This is a genomic window from Paenibacillus polymyxa M1, from assembly GCF_000237325.1.
Lineage (GTDB): Bacteria > Bacillota > Bacilli > Paenibacillales > Paenibacillaceae > Paenibacillus > Paenibacillus polymyxa_C.
Map to the genome: position 1 here is coordinate 5,016,494 of NC_017542.1, position 25,301 is coordinate 5,041,794.

The 25,301-nt window shown below is 45.2% G+C and carries 26 protein-coding genes and 1 pseudogene; 8 read left to right on the forward strand and 19 right to left on the reverse strand.

Annotated features, from left to right (window positions below; genetic code table 11):
• Positions 1-18 precede the first annotated feature (18 nt).
• From PPM_RS22690 to PPM_RS22720, 7 genes are all read right to left on the reverse strand, one after another.
• Positions 19-1,320, reverse strand: coding sequence for a pyrimidine-nucleoside phosphorylase (locus tag PPM_RS22690; protein WP_013373172.1), 1,302 nt, complete (start codon positions 1,318-1,320; stop codon positions 19-21).
• Between the two features lie 32 nt (positions 1,321-1,352).
• Positions 1,353-2,060 (reverse strand): purine-nucleoside phosphorylase, encoded by a 708-nt coding sequence (gene deoD / locus PPM_RS22695; protein ID WP_013373173.1) that lies wholly within the window; start codon positions 2,058-2,060, stop codon positions 1,353-1,355.
• Positions 2,061-2,152: 92 nt separating this feature from the next.
• Positions 2,153-3,334, reverse strand: a complete 1,182-nt coding sequence (gene deoB, locus PPM_RS22700; RefSeq protein WP_013373174.1) for a phosphopentomutase — start codon at positions 3,332-3,334, stop codon at positions 2,153-2,155.
• A 32-nt stretch (positions 3,335-3,366) separates the two neighbouring features.
• Positions 3,367-4,545, reverse strand: coding sequence for a NupC/NupG family nucleoside CNT transporter (locus PPM_RS22705; protein ID WP_013373175.1), 1,179 nt, complete (start codon positions 4,543-4,545; stop codon positions 3,367-3,369).
• A 75-nt stretch (positions 4,546-4,620) separates the two neighbouring features.
• Positions 4,621-5,016, reverse strand: coding sequence for a cytidine deaminase (locus PPM_RS22710; RefSeq protein WP_013373176.1), 396 nt, complete (start codon positions 5,014-5,016; stop codon positions 4,621-4,623).
• A gap of 30 nt (positions 5,017-5,046) precedes the next feature.
• Positions 5,047-5,709: a deoxyribose-phosphate aldolase gene (gene deoC / locus PPM_RS22715; RefSeq protein ID WP_013373177.1), complete on the reverse strand. Its 663-nt coding sequence runs from the start codon at positions 5,707-5,709 to the stop codon at positions 5,047-5,049.
• 209 nt (positions 5,710-5,918) lie between these two features.
• Positions 5,919-6,854: a sugar-binding transcriptional regulator gene (locus tag PPM_RS22720; RefSeq protein ID WP_013373178.1), complete on the reverse strand. Its 936-nt coding sequence runs from the start codon at positions 6,852-6,854 to the stop codon at positions 5,919-5,921.
• A gap of 275 nt (positions 6,855-7,129) precedes the next feature.
• Here PPM_RS22720 and PPM_RS22725 point away from each other — a divergent pair, with 275 nt between their 5' ends.
• Positions 7,130-7,543 carry a chemotaxis protein CheW gene (locus PPM_RS22725; protein WP_013373179.1) on the forward strand — a complete coding sequence of 138 codons (414 nt, stop codon included), beginning with the start codon at positions 7,130-7,132 and terminating at the stop codon, positions 7,541-7,543.
• Positions 7,544-7,603: 60 nt separating this feature from the next.
• Here the strand turns inward: PPM_RS22725 and PPM_RS22730 are convergent, their stop codons facing one another.
• Positions 7,604-8,722 (reverse strand): slipin family protein, encoded by a 1,119-nt coding sequence (locus PPM_RS22730; RefSeq protein WP_013373180.1) that lies wholly within the window; start codon positions 8,720-8,722, stop codon positions 7,604-7,606.
• A gap of 259 nt (positions 8,723-8,981) precedes the next feature.
• Here PPM_RS22730 and PPM_RS29445 point away from each other — a divergent pair, with 259 nt between their 5' ends.
• A complete protein-coding gene (locus tag PPM_RS29445) occupies positions 8,982-9,332 on the forward strand; it encodes a hypothetical protein (RefSeq protein WP_158309132.1) in 351 nt (116 codons plus the stop codon).
• Between the two features lie 192 nt (positions 9,333-9,524).
• On the opposite strand, the gene PPM_RS22740 is transcribed toward PPM_RS29445, so the two are convergent.
• The 5 genes from PPM_RS22740 to PPM_RS22760 all read right to left on the reverse strand — a co-directional run bounded on the left by PPM_RS22740 (position 9,525) and on the right by PPM_RS22760 (position 15,015).
• Positions 9,525-10,154, reverse strand: coding sequence for a class I SAM-dependent methyltransferase (locus PPM_RS22740; protein ID WP_013373182.1), 630 nt, complete (start codon positions 10,152-10,154; stop codon positions 9,525-9,527).
• 71 nt (positions 10,155-10,225) lie between these two features.
• On the reverse strand, positions 10,226-11,377 hold the full coding sequence (locus PPM_RS22745) for a fibronectin type III domain-containing protein (RefSeq protein ID WP_016324734.1): 1,152 nt from the start codon (positions 11,375-11,377) through the stop codon (positions 10,226-10,228).
• Positions 11,378-11,972: 595 nt separating this feature from the next.
• Positions 11,973-13,073: a bifunctional diaminohydroxyphosphoribosylaminopyrimidine deaminase/5-amino-6-(5-phosphoribosylamino)uracil reductase RibD gene (gene ribD, locus PPM_RS22750; protein ID WP_013373184.1), complete on the reverse strand. Its 1,101-nt coding sequence runs from the start codon at positions 13,071-13,073 to the stop codon at positions 11,973-11,975.
• Positions 13,070-13,834: a GTP cyclohydrolase II gene (locus PPM_RS22755; protein ID WP_013373185.1), complete on the reverse strand. Its 765-nt coding sequence runs from the start codon at positions 13,832-13,834 to the stop codon at positions 13,070-13,072. The genes ribD and PPM_RS22755 overlap by 4 nt, the downstream gene beginning before the upstream one ends.
• Before the next feature lie 83 nt (positions 13,835-13,917).
• A complete protein-coding gene (locus tag PPM_RS22760; protein WP_013373186.1) occupies positions 13,918-15,015 on the reverse strand; it encodes an FAD-dependent monooxygenase in 1,098 nt (365 codons plus the stop codon).
• A gap of 256 nt (positions 15,016-15,271) precedes the next feature.
• Here PPM_RS22760 and PPM_RS22765 point away from each other — a divergent pair, with 256 nt between their 5' ends.
• The gene (locus PPM_RS22765; protein WP_013312049.1) at positions 15,272-15,607 is read left to right on the forward strand and encodes a winged helix-turn-helix transcriptional regulator; all 336 of its coding nucleotides are present in this window, start codon (positions 15,272-15,274) and stop codon (positions 15,605-15,607) included.
• A gap of 116 nt (positions 15,608-15,723) precedes the next feature.
• Here the strand turns inward: PPM_RS22765 and PPM_RS22770 are convergent, their stop codons facing one another.
• A complete protein-coding gene (locus PPM_RS22770; protein WP_013373187.1) occupies positions 15,724-16,116 on the reverse strand; it encodes a winged helix-turn-helix transcriptional regulator in 393 nt (130 codons plus the stop codon).
• A 149-nt stretch (positions 16,117-16,265) separates the two neighbouring features.
• On the opposite strand from PPM_RS22770, the gene PPM_RS22775 reads away from it, so the two are divergent.
• Positions 16,266-16,784: a DJ-1/PfpI family protein gene (locus tag PPM_RS22775; protein ID WP_013373188.1), complete on the forward strand. Its 519-nt coding sequence runs from the start codon at positions 16,266-16,268 to the stop codon at positions 16,782-16,784.
• Between the two features lie 192 nt (positions 16,785-16,976).
• Positions 16,977-17,678 (forward strand): YoaK family protein, encoded by a 702-nt coding sequence (locus PPM_RS22780; protein WP_013373189.1) that lies wholly within the window; start codon positions 16,977-16,979, stop codon positions 17,676-17,678.
• Positions 17,679-17,690: 12 nt separating this feature from the next.
• Here PPM_RS22780 and PPM_RS22785 read toward each other — a convergent pair whose 3' ends face one another.
• Together PPM_RS22785 and PPM_RS22790 are read right to left on the reverse strand one after the other, a co-directional pair.
• The gene (locus PPM_RS22785) at positions 17,691-18,866 is read right to left on the reverse strand and encodes an alanyl-tRNA editing protein (RefSeq protein WP_013373190.1); all 1,176 of its coding nucleotides are present in this window, start codon (positions 18,864-18,866) and stop codon (positions 17,691-17,693) included.
• 303 nt (positions 18,867-19,169) lie between these two features.
• A complete protein-coding gene (locus PPM_RS22790; protein WP_013373191.1) occupies positions 19,170-19,730 on the reverse strand; it encodes an NAD(P)H oxidoreductase in 561 nt (186 codons plus the stop codon).
• Positions 19,731-19,891: 161 nt separating this feature from the next.
• On the opposite strand from PPM_RS22790, the gene PPM_RS22795 reads away from it, so the two are divergent.
• Positions 19,892-20,287: a winged helix-turn-helix transcriptional regulator gene (locus tag PPM_RS22795; protein WP_013373192.1), complete on the forward strand. Its 396-nt coding sequence runs from the start codon at positions 19,892-19,894 to the stop codon at positions 20,285-20,287.
• A 41-nt stretch (positions 20,288-20,328) separates the two neighbouring features.
• Here the strand turns inward: PPM_RS22795 and PPM_RS22800 are convergent.
• The 3 genes and pseudogenes from PPM_RS22800 to PPM_RS22810 all read right to left on the reverse strand — a co-directional run.
• Positions 20,329-20,538 (reverse strand): annotated as a pseudogene (locus PPM_RS22800) (arsenate reductase); the annotation flags it as partial.
• Positions 20,539-20,615: 77 nt separating this feature from the next.
• Positions 20,616-21,905: an arsenical efflux pump membrane protein ArsB gene (locus PPM_RS22805; protein WP_043886059.1), complete on the reverse strand. Its 1,290-nt coding sequence runs from the start codon at positions 21,903-21,905 to the stop codon at positions 20,616-20,618.
• Positions 21,906-22,143: 238 nt separating this feature from the next.
• Positions 22,144-23,733: an alkaline phosphatase family protein gene (locus PPM_RS22810; protein ID WP_013373195.1), complete on the reverse strand. Its 1,590-nt coding sequence runs from the start codon at positions 23,731-23,733 to the stop codon at positions 22,144-22,146.
• Positions 23,734-23,906: 173 nt separating this feature from the next.
• Between PPM_RS22810 and PPM_RS22815 the strand changes: the two genes are divergently transcribed.
• The gene (locus tag PPM_RS22815) at positions 23,907-24,536 is read left to right on the forward strand and encodes a class I SAM-dependent methyltransferase (protein ID WP_080567883.1); all 630 of its coding nucleotides are present in this window, start codon (positions 23,907-23,909) and stop codon (positions 24,534-24,536) included.
• Positions 24,493-25,275, forward strand: a complete 783-nt coding sequence (locus PPM_RS22820; protein WP_013373197.1) for an alpha/beta fold hydrolase — start codon at positions 24,493-24,495, stop codon at positions 25,273-25,275. The genes PPM_RS22815 and PPM_RS22820 overlap by 44 nt, the downstream gene beginning before the upstream one ends.
• Positions 25,276-25,301: the final 26 nt, after the last annotated feature.

Consider the following 25,301-nt stretch of genomic DNA (forward strand, 5'->3'; position numbering starts at 1 on the left):
GCAAATACAGCTTACATATTATTCTGTCACCGTTCCGTAGATCAGCACGGGGGCTTCCGCATGATCCGCAATACGGATGTTCGCGTAGATTTTCTCTATTACTTGGTCCACGTCTTCACGGTTCGCATGGATTGTAACCAGCGAATCGCCTTTTTGAACCGCATCGCCGACTTTTTTGTTCAGCATCAAGCCGACAGCCAAATCAATCTCGGATTCTTTGGTCGCACGGCCTGCTCCCAGTAGCATCGCAGCGGTACCGATTTCATCAGCCACGATTTCAGCTACCACGCCGTCCTGCTTTGCAGGTACTTCAATAAGATACTGCGCTTGTGGCAAGCGTTCTGGATGATCCACTACAGAAGCGTCGCCGCCTTGGTTCGCAATAAACTCTTTGAATTTCTCCAGTGCTTTGCCGTTACGAATGACCTCTTTGAGCTTCTCTTTGGCGTTTTCGAGGGAGTCTGCTTTTCCGGCCAAAAATACCATCTGACTGCCCAAAGCCATACACAGCTCTTCCAGATCTTTGGGTCCTTCGCCGCGCAGTGTATCAATCGCTTCTTTAACTTCGAGCGAGTTCCCGATAGCCAGCCCCAGCGGTTGACTCATGTCAGAAATAACCGCCATGGTCTTGCGACCCACATTGTTCCCGATGCTTACCATGGCATGTGCCAGTTCTTTGGCATCTTCTACTGTTTTCATGAATGCGCCCGCACCTGTCTTAACATCCAGTACGATGGCATCAGAGCCGGCAGCGATTTTCTTACTCATAATCGAGCTGGCAATCAACGGAATCGAATTTACCGTTGCTGTAACATCACGCAAAGCATACAATTTTTTATCCGCAGGTGTCAGGTTGCCGCTTTGTCCGACGACCGCAATTTTGCTGCGATTCACCAAATCTACGAATTCATCCTTGCTGATCTCTACGTGAAAGCCTGCAATGGCCTCCAGCTTGTCGATCGTTCCGCCCGTGTGCCCGAGGCCGCGACCTGACATTTTCGCTACCGGAATGTCTAAGGCTGCTACAAGCGGAGCCAGTACCAGTGTTGTCGTATCACCCACACCGCCAGTGGAGTGCTTATCGACCTTTACACCTTCAATCGCGGACAAGTCAATCGTATCTCCTGAATGAACCATTGCCATGGTCAAATCAGCACGTTCCCGTTCGTTCATATCTTTGAAGAAAATAGACATCGCCAATGCACTGACCTGATAATCAGGAATTTCACCCTGAGTATAGCCTTGGATAATAAAGTTAATTTCCTCAGTGCTCAGTTCTTTTCCGTCACGTTTTTTTTCAATCAAGTCTACCATTCTCATATGTCATTTCTCCTCACTGTGCGTATGATCGTTTACAGAGATACTGCTGTATCCAGTGCAACTTCCATCATTTCTTTAAACGTGGTTTGCCGTTCCTCTGCTGTCGTTTCTTCGCCTGTCAGCAAGTGATCACTTACCGTCAGAATGGTCAGTGCGTTTACGCCAAACTTGGCTGCCAGCGTGTATAAAGCCGAAGTCTCCATCTCCACACCCAACACACCGTATTCCATCAATTTTTGTACCACTGATTTGTCATCACGGTAGAAGCTGTCTGAACTGAATACGTTGCCAACATGCATGTTCAACCCTTTGGCAACCCCGCGATCATAAGCGCCCTTCAAGAGAGGGAAGCTGGCAATCGGGGAGAAATCGTAGCCGCCAAAGATATGGCGGTTCATGCCGGAATCTGTACAGGATGCCTGTGCCAAAATGACGTCACGAACGTGCACATGCTCCTTCATTCCGCCACATGTACCCACGCGGAACAAGTTTTTCACCCCATACTCGCTAATCAGTTCGTTGACATAAATACTGATGGAGGGCAGCCCCATCCCGGTTCCCTGTACAGACAGGCGTTTGCCTTGGTACGTTCCCGTGAATCCGAGCATTCCGCGCACCTCGTTGTAGCAGGTCACGTCCTCCAGATACGTTTCAGCGATAAATTTCGCCCGTAGCGGATCTCCTGGCAGCAAAATTGTTTCTGCAATCTCTCCAGGTTTGGCTCCAATGTGTACACTCATGTTTTTTATTCCTCCGTCCCATTTGTCCATGCTGATATCGTTACTCATTTCGTTACCAATAATCTTGACTGCCTTCGTTGCTAGCGTCTAGATTACTGAAGTTCTGCTAAAAAGCTAGTTCCATGCTCAGGCAGTTTTACACCAAAGTTATCCGCTACTGTCGCTCCAATATCCGCAAACGTCTTGCGGACTGCCAGTTCCTTGCCTCCAGCTACAAAACGAGGGGAATAAGCCAGCAAAGGCACATATTCGCGGGTATGATCCGTTCCGCGATAGGTTGGGTCATTCCCATGATCTGCGGTGATGATCAGCAGATCGTCATCGGTCATTTTGGCGAATACCTCGGGCAGACGGGCATCGTAATCGTCCAAGGCTTGACCATATCCCTGCGGATCACGACGATGACCGTATACAGCATCAAAGTCCACCAAATTCAAGAAGCTTAATCCAGTGAATTCCTCGTCCAGCGTAGCCACCAGCTTATCCATGCCATCCATGTTGGACACTGTGCGCACTGCCTTCGTTACACCCTCGCCGTCATAAATGTCAGAGATTTTACCCAAGGCGATTACATCCAGGCCTGCATCCTTCAGTTCATTCATTGTGGTGCGACCAAATGGCTTGAGCGCATAGTCATGTCGATTGGAGGTACGAGAGAAGTTCCCTGCCTCACCTACGAACGGACGGGCAATAATGCGACCCAGCATGTACGGATCTTCCAGCGTGATTTTACGGCAGAACTCACAGATCTCATAGAGCTCCTTCAAAGGTACAACTTCCTCATGCGCTGCAATTTGCAGTACTGAATCCGCTGAGGTATAGATGATGAGTGCGCCGGTTTTTACATGTTCTTCGCCCAGCTCATCAATGATTTCCGTGCCGCTGGCTGGCTTGTTGCCAATAACTTTGCGGCCTGTATGCTCCTCAATGCGCTGAATCAGCTCATCTGGAAACCCATCCGGGAATACACGGAAAGGAACTGCAATATTTAAGCCCATGATTTCCCAATGACCTGTCATCGTATCCTTGCCATTGGAGGCTTCCTGCATTTTGGTGTAATACGCGAGTGGCTTATCGACCGCTGGTACACCTTCTATGGAACGAATGTTGGACAGACCGAGCTTACCCATATTCGGCATGTTCAGACCGCCGCGTTCGCGTGCAATATGACCAAGTGTGTCTACATCATAATCATCAAACTGGGCAGCATCCGGTGCTTCGCCGATACCAACCGAGTCCATAACGACCAAGTGAATCCGTTTAAATTTAGACATTATAAAAATCCTTTCCTGACTCGCTGTTTTTTTTACAAAAACAACCCTGCAATCGTTGCCGACAGCACGCTAACCAGCGTCGCCCCGTACAACAGCTTCAGACCAAAACGGGCCACTACATTTCCCTGTTTTTCATGCAGACCCTTCACAGCCCCGGAAATAATACCGATGGACGAGAAGTTTGCAAAGGATACGAGGAATACCGATACGATCCCGATCGTACGCTCGGACAAGCCTGTTTGCTTGGTCAGATCCAGCATAGCCACAAATTCGTTGGATACGAGCTTGGTAGCCATAATGCTGCCTGCCTGCACTGCCTCGTTCCACGGAATCCCCATAACAAAGGCGAACGGTGCAAACACATACCCAAGCAGCGCCTGAAAGCTGATCCCAAACAACCAGGAGAAAATGCCGTTGACCATGGCAATCAGCGCCACAAAACCGATTAGCATCGCGGCTACCGTAATAGCAACCTTGAAACCATCCATAATATACTCCCCGAGCATTTCGAAGAAGGACTGCTTCTCTTCCTCTTGAACCTCCAGTAAATCGTCTTCCTTCTCAATCTTGTACGGATTAATAATGGAAGCGATAATAAAGCCGCCAAACAGGTTCAGCACCAATGCGGTAACCACATATTTGGGGTTCAACATTTGCATGTAGGCTCCCACAATCGACATGGACACCGTAGACATCGCAGATGCACACAATGTATACAGCCGGTGTTTTGGCAGCAGACCAATTTGTTTCTTAACGGAAATAAACACCTCGGATTGACCCAAGATAGCCGAAGCTACAGCGTTGTAGGATTCCAGTTTACCCATTCCGTTTACTTTGCTCAAGACAAGCCCGATATATTTAATAATAAAAGGAAGCACTTTTACATATTGTAAAATCCCAATCAGCGCGGATATGAACACGATTGGCAGCAGTACACCGATAAAGAACGGTGCTGCTCCTTCATTCGCAATTCCGCCAAAAACGAAGTTAATCCCTTCCATAGCATAACCAATCAGACTATTAAAACCTTTTGCAAAACCTTTAACTAGAATTTCACCAATCTCTGTATTCAGCAATACGAAAGCAAGCGCTGCTTGCAGAACAACCATAACTATCAGCGGACGATACCTGATTTTACGCTTGTCACTGCTGGCAACGTAAGTAAGTGCAAATACAACAAGCAATCCCACCAAAGCGATTACATATTTCATTTCAATTCCCCCTCATTACATTAAGCGCTTACATTGACCATAAAAAGAATGCGCCCCAAAGAGGCATTCTTTTTTTTATTTCCCCAGATCCGCAGGTCGAAAAGCACCCGGCAGTAACTGCTCCATCGTCCACTCTTCCGTATTGCCATGAAGGTTTGTCAGATAAATTTTGGTATCTTGATGAGCAAATTCGGAAATGACCTGACGACAGGCCCCACATGGAGACACAGGCCCTTCCGTATCAGCTGCAACCGCAATCGAATCAATTTTACGGCAGCCTTCGGATACCATTTTAAAAATCGCTGTCCGCTCTGCACAGTTGCATAAGCCGTAGGAGGCATTTTCCACATTGCATCCGTGATATACCGTGCCATCGCTTCCGAGAACCGCAGCACCTACTTGAAAATTCGAATACGGAACATATGCCTGTTTGCGCGCCTCAAGCGCTTTCTGAATCAATTGATCCTTCATCCCGAATCCCTCCATGACTTTAAAATAAACTTAGTAGGAAGATGTAGATTGCTCGCCCTCGATGATTTTCACACCGGAACTTGCACCGATCCGACTTGCGCCAGCTTCTACCAATTTTTGCACATCCTCCAGGCTACGTACGCCACCAGAAGCTTTGACACCAATATCAGGTCCTACTGTTTTGCGCATCAAGGCTACGTCTTCCACAGTAGCTCCACCTGTAGAGAAACCCGTCGAAGTTTTCACAAAATTCGCTCCAGCTTTGACGGACAGCTCACACGCCAGTACCTTCTCTTCGTCTGTCAGCAGGCAGGTTTCGATAATCACTTTGACCAGTGTACCCGCAGCCGCTTCCACAACCGCACGGATATCCTGCTCGACGAGCTGTACATCGCGCGCCTTCAAAGCGCCTATGTTAATAACCATATCAATTTCAGTTGCACCGTTAGCAATAGCATCTTTCGTTTCAAACGCTTTCGTTGCCGATGTATTGGCTCCCAGTGGAAACCCGATAACCGTACAGATAGCCACGTTTGTGCCTGCAAGCTGTTCAGCTGCATAAGCTACCCACGCCGGATTCACACATACGGAAGCAAACTGGTATTTTTTTGCCTCAGCAGTCAGTTTTGTAATTTCATCCTTCATCGCATCTGCTCGCAACAATGTATGGTCGATTAATGCTGCAATGTTCATATCTAAAAGCTCCTTCATTTAATAAATAGTGTGAAGAAAATGAATCGTTTATTTCTCTGTGATGAGATCATCATAGCACGGCTCTGAACATATGTAAAACACATTTTGAAATTATGTTCACGCTTGTACACAGGCCGTTCACCTACAATTCATGTTACCCTGTAGGCACACGCCGTAACCATGTTTAATTGAATTGAGGCCAACATGTTCTATTGCAAAAGTGCTTGTGCCGTAAACTGGTCCGTCACCAAGATATTCGCATACTTGCCACGCAGTGATGCCCGAATGGCCTCTACTTTGCGCTGACCTCCAGCTACAAGGATGGACTTCTCCTTCTTTCGCAGCTCAGGTAAATCAATTCCAACGGTACGGCTGTTGATTTCCTGACTGCATATGTTGCCCTCATCGTCAAAAAAGCGCGAGCAAATATCGCCCTTGCCGATTTTTTGCAGCAGCTTCTGCTCTTCATGGTTAAAGTATCCTAATCGGAACAGCAGCGCATCCTCCTTGACCGTACCCACCGTAAACACCGCAATGTTCGCCTGCTTGCCAAGTTGAATGATACGCTGGATATGCCGATCCTTCTCGACCATTCTCTTAACAGCTTGACTGTCGAAAATCACAGGTAGCGGCAAATACCGAGCGATGGTGTTAAAGGCTTCTGCGAACAAATTTACGGTTTCCACGGCATAAGTGTTGACATGTGAATGGCTTACGCCTCCTTTGAGTTGAACCACCTCAACTCCCTTGACCTGCTTTTGCTGAAGATGAAGCGCCACCGCATGCATGGTTGTTCCCCATGTCACACCAATAATATCAGCATCCTGTACCGTTTCATGCAAATAATCGGCTGCTTTTTTGCTAATATGCTTCTTGATCTCCTGGTATTCATTTAATGGCGAATAACAGACCAGCACGGTATCCAGCCCGTATTTCTTTTTCACCTGCTCTCCGAGCGCGTCCATATCCTCCATCGGGTCCACAATACTGATCCGTACGTATCCCTGTTCCTTGGCAGCCTGAAGTAACCGCGATACTGTAGGACGTGAAACCCCAAGTCTGACCGCGATATCCTGCTGGCTATAGTCGTTCAGATAGTATAATCTGGCTGCCTCGATACTTAATCGCTGCTTTTCATGATCCATTCTACCTCAACCCGCTTATCTTAAAATGTAGTGCCACCGGACACAGCCTTAGCCCCAACATTATATATGTAGGGAAACTCGAAGCCACGCCTTGTCCGTTTGGTTGTTATTTTGGAAGATTTAACTGCTCGTTTGTGATATTCTGTGATTAACTAAAACCATTTTACCGCATCCTCCACTTTATCGTTCCATCTGTCAAAACGCAATAGTTAACCCAATTTACCGCTAGTTCACAACTTGTGATGGACTTATCTGAATATGTAAGGAGAATTGCTATGTCTGAATTTATTGTGTGCAGTCTGGCGGACAAGAAGTTCGCGTTAAACTTTCTGGAAGTAGAAGAAGTCATGAATGCCAAAAAAGGGACGCCGCTCCCCTTTTCCGAAGCATGGCATGAAGGAATGGTGACCATTCGTGGCGACGTATTTACAATCCTTAATCTACGCAAAAAACTGCTTCTTCCCGCATCAAGCGACTCCTCTGAAGACAAAATGATTTTGCTCAGTCGTGCGAAGATTGCCCTGCTTGTCGATCAGGTAGAGGATACGGCATCTGCTGAAGACAGTCAGCTACAAAACAATGAGGAAGAATGGCAACGCGAATTGTTTCCTACTGTGATGGAGCATCGGGGTGCTCTCATTCCGGTGATCGATATGGACGCTTTTCTCGCATCCACCAAGACGAACTAAAATAAAAAACACTCCCGAACTTTGAGCCAGCTTGCACTCATCGTTCGGGAGTATTTTTCGTTATTGGAGCCCTTGCCCCTCTTTCATATGAACCAACGTGTTCAGCTGCTCCAGCAGCGTATTTCCACCAGTCAGCGATATCGTACCAATCTTCTCGCAGATTTTTTCCATGAATTCCAGCTCTTTGAGACGATAAAGGGTGGCGTTTTCGTCCATCAGCTTGGCCGTATTGAGCAGACTACGAGTGGATGCCGTCTCTTCACGTCGTGTGATGAGGTTAGCTTGCGCCTTCTTCTCTGCCAACAGCACCGTATTCAGGATATCCTTGATATCCCCCGGCAAAATAATATCCTTCACCCCTGCTGACGTAAAAGTCACTCCATATTCGTCGCTCTGTTCATTTAGTCGAGTCAAGACATATTCCGCAATTTCCTGCTTCATTTTGAGCAAATCATCCAGCTTCATTGTGCCTACATATTCACGCAGCAGCAGTTGAAGCATAATGTACATTTGCTCCTCGTATGCTCTGAATTCCAACGCCCGCAGCGGGTCGATAATACGATACTGACAGACAAAGTTAAGGCGTAGCGTGATTTTGTCTTCAGTCATGATTTCCTGTCCCATCAGGTCCATCTGCTGCTGTCGCATATCTAGTGTTTTGATCTCTGTATTCACAGTGGACAACCAAAAATAATATTTGCCCGGTTTTAGTTTACCTTGCAGCACATTATCGTAATACAAAAATCCCAATTCATGACTGGCCACCTGAAGGGCTTTCCAGAAGCCCGGTGTCTTGGACAAGAAGGCTTGCCCCAAAGACTTATCAATTGCAGGCTGCCGCGTATCTGCACGAACAAAACGATGCTCCTTGAGCATGTTCCAAAATGCATATTTCCCTGCTGTCAGCAGTTCCACAAACCGATTGTCTTCATAATGCAACACATACTCATGGTCCTCTACATCAATGACAGTCAATTGCTCCAGCAATAGAGGATCTGTCAAAAACAAACGAATATCGTGATCTGGTACAAAAAAAGGGTCGGATACATTTAAAATTTCAACGGCTTCCTGCTGAAATGTCTTCAATAGGTAAGTCCCTGGGTGCAGCAACTTGTGATAGCTTCCTTTTTTGAACAGCAGTCCGCGCTCATCGGCTTTAATCGTTATCTTCTTAAACATCGTATCACTCCTAGTGTTAAAAATCCTCAACTTAAAAATGTACATTTTCCGCGTGTAGCGGCTCCACGTTCCATTTGATCTTCCGATCGCTGTTGCCCCTGAATTTTTGGATTTGATGAACCCCTTATAGGGTTAAAATTCAGGGACAAAGGCGAACGCTTCGCTTCTCCAGATTCAAACGGACCGCTCCGCTTATTCGCACGTTGAGTCAAAACACATTTTTAAAATGAGGATTTATTTTTATTTGTTGTAGCAGGGGGTGGACCCTTACAGAGCATCCCTCCGGTTGGAGGGCGGGGCCAAGCTTAAGGAAAAAGAAAGGGGCCGCCTGTTCCCGTGTTCCGGGGATGGAATTCACCAGCCCAACATCGACTGTGAATCCGTATTCCCGAAGCCTCGGGTCCTGTCGGCGCTTACTCTCTCCGGTATCCGCTGGCCGCATAGCCATCGCCCCGGTATCTGTCATCAAGACCAGACATGGGATGCTCTTATTGGGGTCTTTTCATTGTTTTATTCGATCATTCGAATACTCTACCAGAAGTCGCGTGGAAGGCGATTGGGAATCGAACCCTTAATGTTGGTGGATGCATCAGATTTACAGGATACCTGATCCGATCAGGGCAGGCACTGCGGGACCATTGGAAATCCTCGCCTCGGTAATATCTTCCTGCATCAGCCTTTATCATTATTACGCACCCTTGCATTCACGAACATGGCGAAAGTATTACGACCCCATAAAAAACAAAAAAAGACACGGAGGAAGCATAACTGCTTCCCTCGTGTCGTTCTCTTACCATTCACCTTATAGCTCTTTTTGACATTTTACCATGATAAATTTGAATGGAGGTTTACTTTCCATATTTTTATGTGGCTCAACAATTTCGGAAATTTCTATTAGTCCATATTTTCCGAATTCTTGTTTTATTGAGTCAGAATCATAAAAAAACATTTTTACCCCTTCCATGATCTCGAAATAGTCTTTATCCAGTTGTTTTCCCTTTCCATACATTGGAGCTTCTTTTGAAATCGTAGTAAAAATCATATATCCGTTTGGCTTTAGTTGACGATAGCAATCTCTAATAAACTTATCTCTCTCACGCTTATTCAACAAATGAATAAGTGCATAACAAAATATACCGTCATAAAGCTTGTTATCAAAAGGCATATCCGTTACGGAGCCATGAAAAATACTAATATTAAGCTCTTTTTGTCTCGCCAAATCAATCGCTGTTTTTGAAATCTCAATACCTGTTACATCTATTCCGTTATCAACAAAAACCTTGGCATTTCTACCATATCCAATACCAGGTATCAATATATCCTTAACGTTCTTTGCAAGAAAAAAGTCCTTTGTCAGGATTGCTGAGTCTGAAGGTTCAAAGCCCCACATCATTTGATTTTCTATAAAACTGGATTCCCAAAACTCTGTCATACCTGTATCTCCTCTATATTTATATCATCCAAAATTTTATTTATTCAGAGCAAGCCCGGGTTGGGAGGTGTTCAACGCGTCGGTAGCAGAAACTCGGAAACTCCTGTTGTTGTAGCTGCAGTCTGGTGGGTATAGCTGAATGAAGGAGTCTCATATTGCAACCCCGCCTTTTCATAGGTGAACCAATAGCTGACGGCCTTCCCGCTGGAGAGGTCTGTAACCCGCTGTTCCCAAACACCAGCGTTGTTGGTCATCCGGTAATTGAGCTGTTGTCCACCTGATAAAGTATAATGCACGTCAACATAGGCGGAGGCTGTTTTAGGGGTAAATTGAAGCAGTGCTTCATGATCGCTGACAAAGTGGGACCGTACAGTGTAATCTTCCGTTTCTCCGCCTCCCTCATTGCCGCCAGATGCTGGCTCTGTAGTTACCGAAACAGCTTGACTGGCTGCAGATAAGTTACCGGCTGCGTCCTGAGCCTTAACGGTAAAGCTGTAAGTAGTAGCTGCAACCAGTCCTGTAATTGAAGCGGAAGTACCGTTTATTTTTGCCGCCTGAGCCCCGTCCTTATACACGATATACCCCGTAACGCCAACATTGTCTGTGGCTGCCTCCCACTCCAGAGTGACCGCCGAAGCCGTTTTGGTCGTAGCTCGCACATTTACCGGGCTTGATGGAGCTTCTGTATCAGGTTGCGGATTGCCACCGCCAAATTCAAAAAAAACATAGGGAGAGCCATGTCCATAGGTAGCGCTCATTTTGTTGCTGCCGCTTTGAAATAAGGATTTAACAAACCAATCACTGAAACCATCCACCTTGGCAGCCGAAAATGAAGCGCTTACAGAATGACCGATGGTAAAATCGTTCACATCATCCATCCAGCCTGCGATGTATCCCGGATTGACCGTAATTTTACCGCTTGGGTTAAAGATGCGCAGACCGTTTTGTTGATTTTTCAAGGCAAGTGGATGCGGATATTGAGCCTCGGAGTAGGGCACCCAGGCCAGACTGCTCCACCAGTCGTTGGTAGGCATTGGGCTGGTTACATTCGCTGTCTTATAAATTTCATTTTGCGGTGTAGCTGCTCCGGCAGGTAGTATGGTTGAATATGAGCCTGTGCCTTGTTTGACCTCACCCGAAAAGGCTTTAGTAGAAACCGGTGCAGCCAAAAACATCAGACTGGCACTTAACAAGCATAATATCATCTTTTTCACAACCAACATCCTCCTTTAAATTCCCTTATCTCTTTCCGTGCAAGCCTTTTCCCTTTTCTTCCAAGCTGAATTCAACTTCATTGTGCTTGATCACTATTTCCAGGTCAATCCTTTTATTTCTAAATTTTAACTAAATGAGGCGAAAGTATCTAAAAATACATAAGAAACCAGGACGAAAACCCCAAGTATTGTGTAATTATGTTATCTGGTTTCACCCCATAAGACATTCACCTTATGAGTTATTCACCCCATTAATCATTCATCCTAATAAACATTTAGTCTATAAAAAAAGACCCTCCAGGCCTTTTAGCCCTTCAGATCCTCTGTTTTGATTTATAAGTTTTTGATCTTCTTTGAGTCTTTGAATGAGTTTTGAGTTTATAGTTTCTCATGCCCTTCCCCATGCTCCACACACCATTTCGAAAAATGAGTGACTTTGCGGTGGGTAGCAGCGGAGCGGAGGGATTGAATCTGGAGAAGCGGTAGCGTTCGCCTTTGCAGTGGGATTCTTACCTTTAAATGTCTTATACAATCCGAAGAATCCCACTGCAACAGCGATCGGAAGATCAACCCCTTCGCGGAGCCTTCTTCCCCCTCAATTGACTCATTTTCCTCGCTCAAAATACCCTTCTATTTTCCAGTCCACGCCAACCTGCGTCACGCTCAAGTCCTGCAATGCCACCGCGTCGCTCATCGCAGACACGCCCTCTCCCCCGAGAAAGCCCGGAGCGGAGCGCCCTCCAACCAGCTTCGGCGCTATATACAACACCAGCTTGTCTGCCAATCCTTGCTGCACGAACGAAGCGTTCACCTCGGCCCCGCCTTCCACGAATACCGATGAGACCTCCGCCGCCCCCAGAATGTCCAGCATTTGCGGTAGGTTGACCCGCTCACTATATTCATCCTGTGTCGGATATACCTTCACACCAAGCTGTTCCAGCTGGCTTCGCTTGCCTTTATCGTAAGTCCGCCCTGTGAATATCCAGGTAGGCGCCTCTCCATCTGTAATAACACGAGCATCCAATGGAATACGAAGCTTACTATCCAGAATGATACGAATCGGATTCCGTCCTTCTGGTAGACGAGTCGTAAGCTGAGGATTATCATGAATCACGGTCTGTACACCGACCAGGATGCCTACATGCTCGTGACGAAGACGATGCACATCCTCCCGTGCAGCCTCAGATGTGATCCACTTGCTTTCAGAGGTTCGCGTTGCAATTTTACCGTCCAGCGTTACTGCCGATTTGATCGTAATAAAAGGACGCTTGTTCACGATATATTGATTGAACACTTCATTCATACGGATGGATTCCTGCTCACATACTCCGACTATGACCTCAATGCCTGCATCTTTCAAAATTTGTACCCCTCTGCCAGAAACCAGCGGGTTCGGGTCCAGTGCTGCAATCACCACCCTACGAATGCCAGCCTTCACAATCGCTTCCGCACACGGGCCTGTCCGGCCGTGATGGGAACATGGCTCCAGCGTTACATAAATCGTCGCTCCCTGAGCATGTTCCCCTGCCATACGCAATGCATGAATCTCGGCATGGGGCTCGCCAGGCTTCAAATGAGCGCCGATCCCAACGATACGGCCATTATTGACAATGACTGATCCAACCAGCGGATTCGGCTCTGTTTGCCCTTTGGCACTTCTGGCATTTTCCAGTGCCAGACGCATATATTTTTCGTGAGTGTTCATAGAACCTCCCTGAGATCGGAATCCCGCAAATGGCCGGATCGTTCTACTTTTGTATTCAAATACCGTTCATTATATTGCGACACATCGCCCCAGAGCGGCATACGCCCCGCCACATTCATACCTGACTTCTTCAAGGCATCCAGCTTTTTAGGGTTATTTGTAATCAGAGTTACTGGTTTTTGTCTCAAGTGCTGAAGCACACTAATGGCATCCGCATAATTGCGTGTATCATCTTCAAAACCCAACTGATGGTTGGCTTCGACGGTATCCATGCCTTCTTCTTGCAGAATATAAGCCATGGCTTTACTAAACAAACCGATCCCGCGACCTTCATGATTTGCTAGATAGAACAATGCACCTGTTCCATGTTCCACAATCATTTTCATCGACTGGTGGAGTTGAAATCCGCAGTCACAGCGCTTGCTACCAAAAATATCTCCAGTATGGCAAATACTATGCATGCGAACTAATGCATTATCTGACTGCTCGAGATCACCGTACACCAATACACTTGATTGTTGTCCCTCCGCCAAATTCAGTGTGGACAATCGCTTCACAATCGTCTCAGCATTGGCATTCAGTAAGTCCTGACGATCTTCCTCATCCCGTACAGGCAACCAGCAATACCATTGAAAAACAATCGTTTCCCCTTCCAAATTAACTGGCAGCTTGATCGGTCCTACCAAAATCGTCGAAGATTGCTTTCCACGAATAGTTTGAATTTTATCGTTAAGTAGCGTAGCTACATCTTTTTGGTTCATCTCTCTGCACCATCCTTTATATAAACTTTATATATGAAATGTCCTGTATTTCTCAGGCTAATCGTTGTTGTCAGGGTGTTACATCATTGAACTATGTGTAAGAAATGTTCATGAAACGTGGATTCCATGGTCAGTTGACGCTCCTGAAGCTCGGTGACAGCCTGCCGTCGTCCGTCTACGAAAGCCTTCAGGTCTTCTGCCGTATATACCTGCTGGCGTAAACGAAGAAGCTCACTGGCCAGCACATCGGCATCCTTCAAAGCGGCGTTCAAGCCAAAAGCTCCCGTGGGTGTCATGGTATGCGCCGCATCTCCAATCAGGACCAGTCCGTTCTGTGCCCATGTGTCACTGCGGCTGCTGAAAATATCCAACGGTACGAAGTCCTTCCATGAACGAATGTGATCATGCACACTATGCTTCAAATCCGGAAAAGCCTCCGTAAACAATTGTATAAATGATTCAAAAGATTGCTTAAACAGGGTGAGAAAACTGCCCTCCTCCACATTCCAGCCAATTTGAATATAGCCCTCAGCCTGTGAAAATAAAGCCAACTGGCCTCCGTTGACCAGTGCCAGACGAGTGACGGGCTCCCACCCGGCAGGTGCCGCGATTTTAGCCCATAGCAGATCATAGCCGTGGCGAATGTTCGTCACAGGCATCTCCGCCAGCTTGCGTACAGTCGAATAGCGTCCGTCTGCTCCTACAATCAAAGAACTGTGAATCGTAATCTCATGACCGTTCTTATCGCGGGCGGTCAAGCCCGTGTATCCCTGCTCGCTGTCACCTTCCAACGCAGTCACAGTTGTACCTGCCAGGTAACGGAAGGACTCGTAGGTGGACGCCTGTTTGAGCAGCGCCTCTAAAAATCGAGGTTGTGGAATATGCACTCCCACATTACCATGGATTAAAGCTGGCTCGACCGTTTTGATCTGCTGCTGATGCTGCCAATATTCGATTCTTGTGGAGGCGAGAATATGATCCTCATGAATTTGTTCGAGCAGCTTATGCTTTTGGATCACTTCCTGACCCTCATCGTTTAAAATTTCACCGCGGAAAGCCTTTCCGGGCACGCTCTGCCGCTCAATCAATATCGTCGAAACACCCTGCTCCGCCAGTAGACAGGATAACAAAGTCCCTGCGGGGCCTCCTCCAACTACGCACACTTCACATTCCAGCTTCATCCGACTTCCCCCTGCGCCCAAACCATAACCTCAACGATTCGTTCGTATCTGTTCATTTAATTACGTCATTAATAATATCAAATTATGTTCAAATTTTAAGTATTAATATCTTAAGCTCCGTAGCAAAGCTAACAAGTTACTTTATGTAACAAAGTATATTTATATCATACCATTTCGTCAAGTAATAAATTTATGTAAAGTAAAATCATTTACTTTTAACAGTGAATCGTTAATAATAGGAGTATGAGGTGATCACATGAACATTCCGCAGATGTGCCCACGGTTTGAAAAGGCTATGGAGCTACTGAGCAAGCGTTGGACGGTGTTGATCGTATTTCAACTAACGAATGGTCCGCAACGTTTCGTCGCTATTGAGAATTCAATTCCTAATTTAAGTGGAAAGGTCCTTTCGGACCGTTTGAAAGAGCTGGAGGAGGAAGGAATCATACAACGTATGGTTTATCCTGAGAAGCCTGTACGGATTGAATACTCCCTTACGGATAAGGGGCGCGATTTAGCTCCTTTATTTGACCATATCGGTACTTGGGCTACACGCTGGATTGAGGTTCTACCAGCACTTGAACAGCAATGATTCATATTGAAGCAAAGAACGCCTTTGCTCTAGGTACAATTCGTACTTATCGTGCAAGGCGTTCTATTTTTCATATGACGGAGCATTAATGGTCCATCTTAGATCGCATTCAGAATTTAAACGTTTCCCTCACTGCTGCGTTGCATTTCCTCACGGATCGATTGCACCCGTTTTTTCCCCCACTCATACATCATTTCCACAATCGGTAAAATCGTCATCCCCAGCGCAGTCATCGAATACTCCACCTTTGGGGGCACTTCGGGATACACTTCCCGGTGCACAATACCGTCCTCCATCAACTCCCGCAGTTGGTTGGTCAGCACTTTATGCGACAGCTTCGGAAACAACCTTTGCAGGTCACTGAACCGGTGCGGCCCTTCCACACCCAGATGCCATAAAATAACGACCTTCCATTTACCGCTTAGCACAGATAGCGTTAGTTCCTTTTCGCAGTTGTAGTCTCCATTTACAATTTTCTCCCGTATTTCGTCTCTCAGCGTATCAGACATATATCAATTAACTCCTTCTAAATCATCATGATCTTGCACATTAATAGTAACCTGCAGGTAACCTCCGTACTTGAAAGTGCATTCTTCACAGCCTGACGAAGCCACCCTACAATAGTAAATAACGTTACACATTCAAGGAGGAATAGAGTATGAGTAAAAAGGCTCTTTTTATTATACCCCCAGAGCGCTTTAATGAGGATGAATTGTTTAAACCAAAGGAAGCGCTGGAACAAGCAGGCGTTACTGTGACACTAGCCAGTACAAAAACAGGCGAAATCGTGGGTGACTACAATGGTAAAGCGACGGCTGATCTTGTTTTTACAGACGCTGTACTGGCTGACTATGATCTGGTATCTGTAATCGGCGGATCAGGAACGAATGATCATCTGTGGAATAATGCAGATCTCCAAGCTCTGCTGAAACAAGCTCATAAGCAAAAGACTTTAGTGGGCGGCATCTGTGCAGGCTCTGTGGCCGTGGCTCAAACCGGACTGCTCTCTGGAAGAACAGCTACATGCTATCCAGTGGATGTACAAAAGGATCAACTCCAAGCGCATCAAGCCGAATATGTCGCTCAGCATGTCGTTGCGCATAGCGATATTATTACAGCCGATGGCCCAGATGGAACTCAGGAGTTTGGTAGAGCCCTCGTTCAAGCTCTGCAATAAGCACATTCTCGAAGTTCAGATGGCACTTTAAACAGCACTCCAACAAGCCGCATCACGTCCTTTCTATTGTATGGGACCTGATGTGGCTTCTTTGTGTCATTTTCATGCTTAAGTGATTAATTTAATTGTATGGTCCTGGATTTTCGTGTTAGCTTTAAAGAATCGACGTTTAGCATAGGAGGCTTATATGCCGTGTTTATGAAAGGCAAAATCCATTTACATCAGGTAACGTCCGAATCGTTGCGACTGGGCGCCTTACTATCATTAGTAGGAGGCTTTTTGGACACATATACCTTTGTTGGAAGAGGCGGTGTTTTCGCCAACGCACAGACAGGCAATATCGTGCTGCTGGCTGTCAAGGTCATTCAGGGGCACTGGATTCAGGCGTTATCCTATATCCCGCCCCTGATCGCCTTTTCACTGGGCGTTTTTGTTGCTGAAGGGATTAAACGAAAATCAACCCACCGTTTAACTCCGGACTGGACCCGCGCTATTCTTTTACTGGAAATAGCAATTTTTTTCATCGTGGGACTGATTCCGCAAGGAGTTCCCAATACGGTAGTGGTGGTGATCGTCTCGTTCGTCGCTTCCGTACAAATGACTTCCTTCCGCAAGCTCATTGATGTGCCGTACACCTCCACGGTCAGTACCGGTAATCTCCGATCAGCTACAGAGGCTATGTATATCGCCATAACGACCAAGGATACGAACGCTGCCATTCGAGCGATGCGCTATGGTGTCATCCTGGCCGCCTTCTTGCTAGGAGCTTTGCTGGGGGGATTTCTGACTTTGACGATTGGGGATAAAGCCATTTGGGGCGCTGTTGTTGCACTTATTTTTTCTTTCATTTTATTTACAGAAGAGGAAAAGTGGAAGCTGCCGCTTCGTCACTAATCCTCCATTACATTAACCCTGAATGAACTGCCGCTGGGCCGTTTCAAAGAAATTCAAGAGGTTCTCGCGGGACGAAAATGCTGCCTGAGCAGATTGGTTGCTACCGCCCCCCTTGCCCTGAAACGCGCCCAGATTCTCTTTCAAAAACGCTCCGCAGCTAACAGATTGGGTACCGTTATGTGCCAGAATGATTTTATTTTCGGCCGTTGTGGCAAATAAAACAAGCAAATCATGCTCAGCGGTCAACTTGGCAGCCAATTGCTGCATCTCCTGAATGGATTTTTGTTCAAATACATAAGCAAGAACATGCCCCTGTACAGCAGACAACAACTCTTTCGCCTGGTACGATGCATTTTCCTCTTGTAGGAGCTCTACTTGTGCCTTGAGCTGCTTATGCTCCTGCTCCCACTTTTCGAATCGAGTCAAAATATCCTTTCGCCCAGTATTGAACTTCGCAGATAACACGTCCAAAATCCGAACACTATCATTAAAGTCGTGGAGTGCGCGAGCACCACATTTGAAATGGATTCTCGCCATCCCTTTTTGCTTTTCCCATTTCAAGCATTTAATCATTCCAATTTCCCCGGTCTGAGCCACATGTGTACCACCGCAAGCATTATATTCAATGCCTTCGATCTCAACAATCCGAATATTTTCCGTCACTTTAGGCATTTTCACAAGCGGAATGTCCTTCCATTGCTCATGGGTTACAAAATAGCTTTTTATGCTGCGGTTATTATAGATTTGCTGATTTACTTCCTGTTCGATTGCCGATAGCTGCGCAGATGTTACTTCCGAACAGTTGACATCGATTGTGGCGTACTCTTGTCCCAAATGAAAGCTTTCTGTACGCGCACCCAACAGCACCAGGCAAACTGCTGACAGCAAATGCTGTCCGCTATGCTGCTGCATATGATCAAATCTGCGCTCCCAATCCAATTGGCAGGCTACTTTTCCCTCGTTCGGCAAACGTTCTACCTGATGCCAAATGTCCCCATCCTCCAGAAAAACATCTAATACACGGATGCCCTGAATCGTTCCTGTATCACACGGCTGACCTCCGCCATGCGGATAAAAGGCCGTTTCCTCAAGCATAACAAAAAATGCCCCGTCTCTTTCCATGCTCTGTGTAATATGAGTGTCCCACTCCGTCAAATTTGGAGCGGTGTAATATAATTTTGTCGCCATTTCAGGTCCCTCACTTTTGGGTATCTTTGTCTTGTCTCGTCCGATAATCACTTATTATCAAGCACTTCACTGTAAATATCAATCTAGTGAATAGCTTGAACATTCCAGCGCACATGGGGAAGACAGAAGCTAGCCAAGCAGACTGTGGGTACTGCTTCTGAAAAGGGATCACCATAACCCCTTGTTTCAGCAAGCACAACTAGTGGTGATAAAAGGATAGTCTCTTCTGTAGAAATAAAAAAGGTTAAGTGCCATCTAACGAGCCTTAACCCTTTTTCAACAATATTTTTATCAGAATAATTTTTACTTATATGCCAGACCTAATTGATAAGCGTGCTCCAGTAAACCTACAATGTATTCTTTCGACTCGGACAAAGTATCATAGAAGAACTCCACCTTGGACTCTCTTACTCTTGCGTAACCAGCAATGGCTTTATTCAAATAATTAGTAACCAAATCGTGATATTCATAATTGACCAGATGTTCTTTAGTCCCTCCCGCCAAGCACATCCACAAAACCTGCTTCGTCGTAAATTCCTGAAGTAAACCTTTGTTCCAGACTTTATCTAGGTACCCTTTTAGCATGGAAGGCACACTGTACCACCATAGTGGAAACACAAAGACCAGAGCGTCCGCAGCTGCAATTCTATCCATCTCTTTCCGCGTTTCAGGAGCATATTGTTTATGGGTCGTATTCCAATCCAGCTCATCTGCAGCGCTGTACACCGGATTGTATCCATCCCGATCCAAGTCCAAAATATCTACCTCGTGCTTATTCTCTTTCAATCCCTCTACAAAACGAGTCATGACCGCAAGGGTAAGTGAATCTTCTCTAGGATGCGTGACGACCAATAGAAATTTCATGTATCCATAACCTTCTTTCTCCTCATAATTGTTGAACCCTGTCTACAGATGCTATTATGGATGTTATACATTAGAGTGTGAAGTACGCACTTCAATGTGCTGTAGGTACTTTAAGGTTCCTTAGTGCCTTTTGTACTACAGATCGGAGAGGGGGAAAGTCTATGGAAGACAAAGCCAAAACCTATATGCTCGGGATCGAGGCAACTTTGGAGGTCATCAGTGGAAAGTGGAAAGGCATCATCCTGCATCATTTAACCAGCGGCAGAAAACGTACATACGAACTTCGTCAACTCATTCCGAAAATCACCCAAAAAGTGCTTACCCAACAGCTTAGAGAGCTTGAAAAGGATGGAATCATTCACCGCATCATTTATAACCAGGTTCCACCCAAAGTGGAGTACGAGCTTAGTGAATATGGATGGGATTTTAAAGATCTGCTTGATCGTTTTTGCTTATGGGGAGAAGATCATTTAGATAGGATCTATGGAGATAAAACAAAGGTGCTGGAAGAGTATTCTGTGAAGGAAAAAAACGCCAAACAAGCACCACCTCTTTAAAGAGGCGTGCTTGTTTGAAATACTATGGCTGTGCACCTTGTTTATTCACCAGTCTCCGCAAATTTCCGAATACGAGTCCCGACTTCATCCCGTATACGCTGGAACACGCTCCATTGCTCCTCTTCTGTTCCTCGTGCTTTAGCCGGATCATCAAATCCCCAATGTTCACGGCGAACGCGCGGAGGTGTGATAGGACATTTATTTTCAGCATCTCCGCACAAGGTCACTACTAAATCCGCACCATTCAGCAATCATATCTGAAAGAATTACCAGTGCACAAAAAATAAATTTTCTTCTTTCCGTCATTAACGTTTCCTTCGATATTCAATTATGAAATGATTAACCATAGATATAAGCCCAGCAGGGTAATAAAAAGTGTAGGAATAGTTAAGACGATGCCTGTTTTGAAATAAGTGCCCCAAGAAATTTTTACGTTTTTGGAACGAAGTACATGTAGCCACAACAATGTGGCTAATGAACCGATTGGAGTTATTTTTGGTCCAAGATCCGACCCAATGACGTTAGCATAAATCAGTGCCTCTTTGACCATACTGGTTGCATGAGTGGCATTAATGGCAAGTGCATCAATCATGACCGTGGGCAAGTTATTCATACTCGACGAGATAATCGCCGCAATAAAACCCATGGCCATGGTAGCTACAAACATACCTTGATCAGCAGCCGCTTGAATCACATGGGACAGCAGATCCGTCAAACCGGCATTACGCAGACCATACACCACCACATACATCCCGATAGAGAAAAATACGATGGCCCATGGAGCTCCCTTGATGACTTCTTTCATGGGTACCACAGGGCTTCTTCTAGCCATCAGCAAGAAAAGGATGGCAATGATACCAGCCACCACCGAGACGGGAATGTCAAAAAATTCGCATGCAAAGTAGCCAACCAACAATATTGTGAGAACGACCCAGGACATACGGAACATCTTTGGATCTTTTATCGCATTTGCAGGCGTGATTAACTGTGTCGCATCAAACGTTTTAGGAATTTTTTTGCGAAAAAAGAGATACAGTACCACGATACTAGCCGCTAAGGAAAACAGATTTGGTACAATCATACGACTCGCATATTCCATAAAACTGATTCCAAAGAAATCGGCTGACACAATATTAACGAGGTTGCTGACTACAAGCGGAAGCGATGTCGTATCTGCAATAAATCCGCTCGCTATGATAAAAGGAAATACCATTTTCTCATCCAATTTCAGTGCCCGAACCATCGCCAGTACAATTGGTGTCAAAATTAAAGCCGCGCCGTCATTGGCAAAAAAGGCAGCAACTACGGCACCCAGCAGGCTCACATAGACAAACATCCGGGTTCCGCTTCCACGGGCTAGCCGTGCCATGTGAAGTGCTGCCCATTCGAAGAAACCAATTTTATCAAGGACTAATGAAATCAGTATAATGGCGACAAAAGCTAGTGTTGCATTCCAGACCATTCGAGTAACTTCCCAAACATCATGCAAATCCACCACCCCCACCAGCAAGGCGAGTATGGCACCGCCGCACGCAGACCACCCAATGGACAGATGTTTAGGCTGCCAGATGACCAATACTAAAGTGACTAAGAATATAATGCATGCCAAAAAAATCAATGTTTTAAAAACCTCCATTACATTACCTTATAAATATATACTTATATAAAAACCGTTTATCCCTTGAGAAAGATAAACGGAACAGGAACAGTCTTTGGCATGAACAGGCTGAGGAATCCGGCCCACAAAATGCAATCGGCTACAAACCTAGTTGATCCAAGGTGTGACCCCTTTCGATTATATAACTAATGCTTACATACTAATAGGGCTCAATTTTAATATCAAGAACGCTCAATACTTATTTGTTCACCAATTGCAGAATCCAATCTTTTATATCTACAATTCGCAGAGTTTTGGGCCGTGTATTCGTTCCAGAAATAATTAGTGGAACAAGGGAATCTTTTTCGTGCAGCGATCCATGGGCTCCCCCTCCGATGTGGGTAGGGGAACTTTCGCTGACGAGTTCGTATCCCGGTTGGACCGTGACGACAACATATCTTCCCTCATGCGAATTCATTGCCCCGTGTAGCCTCGCCAAAATATCTGGATATTTTCCATATTTGATCCGGTTATTATTTACCGTAATATCCACAAGGTCCTCTTCGCCCGATAATGTCCACGATTGTCCATATTCATCCATATATTTTCCACCGGGACGATAAGAAAACAATTTACCCTTTTTGCCTTTTGTAACATGAATATGGTTTGTACCATCTTTCATAGCGATAATGTCGAGCTTGTTCTCCTTTTGTAAAGACTTCACCACATCGGATAACTCTACGTTATCGTTTATTGCATAGATATAGGCCATCCGTTCATTAGCGGCAATCACGATCTGGTCATCACTTCTTACGGGTTGATTTAATTTTGCAATACGGTAATGGCTTAAAAGAGACCTTAAATCAACAGTCGCTGCCTGTCGATCATCATATACAGCGCTTTGCGCACTGTCGCCCATGACAATCCATATCGCACTGTTTACAGCCTCTTCCCACGAACCGTATGCGTTCAACACAGCTTGCAGTGCTTGGTCCGCTTTTTCAATTCCCTTTAGTTGAGTGGGACCCTTTCTATGCGCCAAATTATCATTCTCTGGGAAGTAGGCGATAGTTACATCTGGAAGTTTTTTCTGGCTGATTAAAAAAGCGGTATCCTTTGCGGAAAATTCGTTGTTCATCCCAAATTTTTTCCACACAGGAGTGTTCCAGCTATTTTTCGGATTCAATTGTGCCAGAGCTGCATAGGATAACCATTTAGGTCCTGTGACTATCATTTTTTCTGGTACTCTACTGCTATTCGCTATGAAGTCAGGTACTTTGAGGGCATGTTTCGTTCTTCCTCTAAAAACAATAGCATTGATGGACGCGGATTCTTCCCCTTTGTCAGCCAATTCCTCATGGATGGTTTTTGTTTTTTTGTTCAGATGAACTTGGTTTAATTGGTAAATGGCATCTAAAAATACTTGCAGTTGGTCTATCTTTAGGGCTTCCTTGGCACCATTTCCGTAGAAAATCATGCGTTTCCTTGAGTCGCTGTACCACACAAGTCCGGGCACATGATGTTGGTCTGCATACGTCCCCGTTAATAAGGTACTGTCGATGGTCACAGACATCGTGGGAAATGAACTCACTACATGTGGGAAATATTTCCCTTGATGAAGGAGATATTGCATTGCCGGAGCACGGCCTTCTTGAATCGCATCCTGCAAAGGCTTATCCATTAAAGAATCAATCATGATGAATATGACCGGTTTGGCCTTATTATTCACTGGGATATGGGACTTGATGCTTTGTTGATTTAGCTGTTGACTGGAGTCCGCCCTGCAACCGACGATTAGTAAACTTAAACTTAGCACTAGTACAATCGTGATTTTATACTTTATTCCCATTTGTGTATCCCTTTCTTTGAAAAACACAATTCCCTTGATTTTTTTATTTTTGCTTACACTAAAAAAAATTATTCCGAAATGAATTTTTTTAATCTAATATGCCAAATTACTTCTAGTGACTCGAATAATTAGAAAGCTGGTGAACTCCCATTAACATCCCGTTCTCACCTAGACTGTATCATTGGTTTGTCCGTCCAAAGTGGTTTACTAAAAAATATATCCATGATCATGTGCATTCCCATTTTTCCTTTGATAGCCAAACTGTACTGGATTTTGGCTGTGGTACTGGGGCAAATTGCTCCATGTTTAACCCGTTGTATTATGTTGGAATTGATCCTGACGCCCAACGAATTGATTATGCAAAGCGATTATATAGCCACCATGCATTTCAAGTATTTAATAGTAATAATTTACCATTTGATAATGAGTCGTTCGACTACATACTTATTATCGCTGTATTACACCACATTTCTTCGGATGAAATATCTAGCTACATGAAGGAATTCCAAAGAATCCTAAAGCCTAACGGAACCATTGTCATTATGGAACCATGTTTATCCAAGAAAAAACCGCTATGTAACTGGTTTATGAAATGGTACGACAACGGAGAGTATATTCGTAATGAAAAAGAATATATTCAATTGTTTAGAGATCAGGATTATGATTGTAGGGTCTTAAAACGATTCCGAAAATGTTTTTTATATCACGAGTTGTTTTTTTCAGTAAAACCAAAATCTTTAATGGGAGGGGAAAATAACAATGACTACTACAAGCATAAACGGATACTCGATGCACTATATTGATTCCGGTGAAGGAATGACCATCCTATTTATCCACCCTCCAGTACTCACAAGTTTAAATTTCACATACCAAATCCAAGGACTATCGCCCGATTTTCGAACTGTAGCTTTTGATATCAGAGGACACGGTAAAAGTCAGCCTTCCGAACAAACGGTTACTTACCCTCTCATCGCCCAGGATATTAAGCATTTGATGGATCGGTTGAGCTTAGATAAAGTATTTTTGTGTGGATATTCTACCGGTGGCTCGATAGTACTTGAATTCCTCCTGACTTATCCAGATCGGGCATGGGGAGGCATTGTTATTAGTGGAATGTCGGAAGTAAACGATTGGCGCCTAAGAAACAAAATTTCTTGGGGCACTGCTCTTTCCAAAATCGGCGCAGTCGGTACGATTGCGCTTTCGATTGCTTGGTCACAAACGAAACAGCTATCTTTGTTCCGTAAGTTATTCAACGATGCGAAGCAGAGCCATCCCGGGAATGTCGAACAATATTATCGTTACAGCTTGAAGTATAACTGTACCTCACGGCTCGGGGAAATCCATCTTCCTGTCCTGCTCGTTTATGGTGAAGAGGATAAACACTTTCATCCTTATGCCAACATATTGCATCAGCAATTACCGAAGAGTGAGCTTGTTTTCATTAAAAAAGCCGATCACCGCCTCCCTACGAAGGCCGCTGGAACATTGAATGAACTGATCAAGCAGTTCATAGATCGCTTTAGTGAAAATAACTTATAATATTTTATACAATGTAAATATACAAA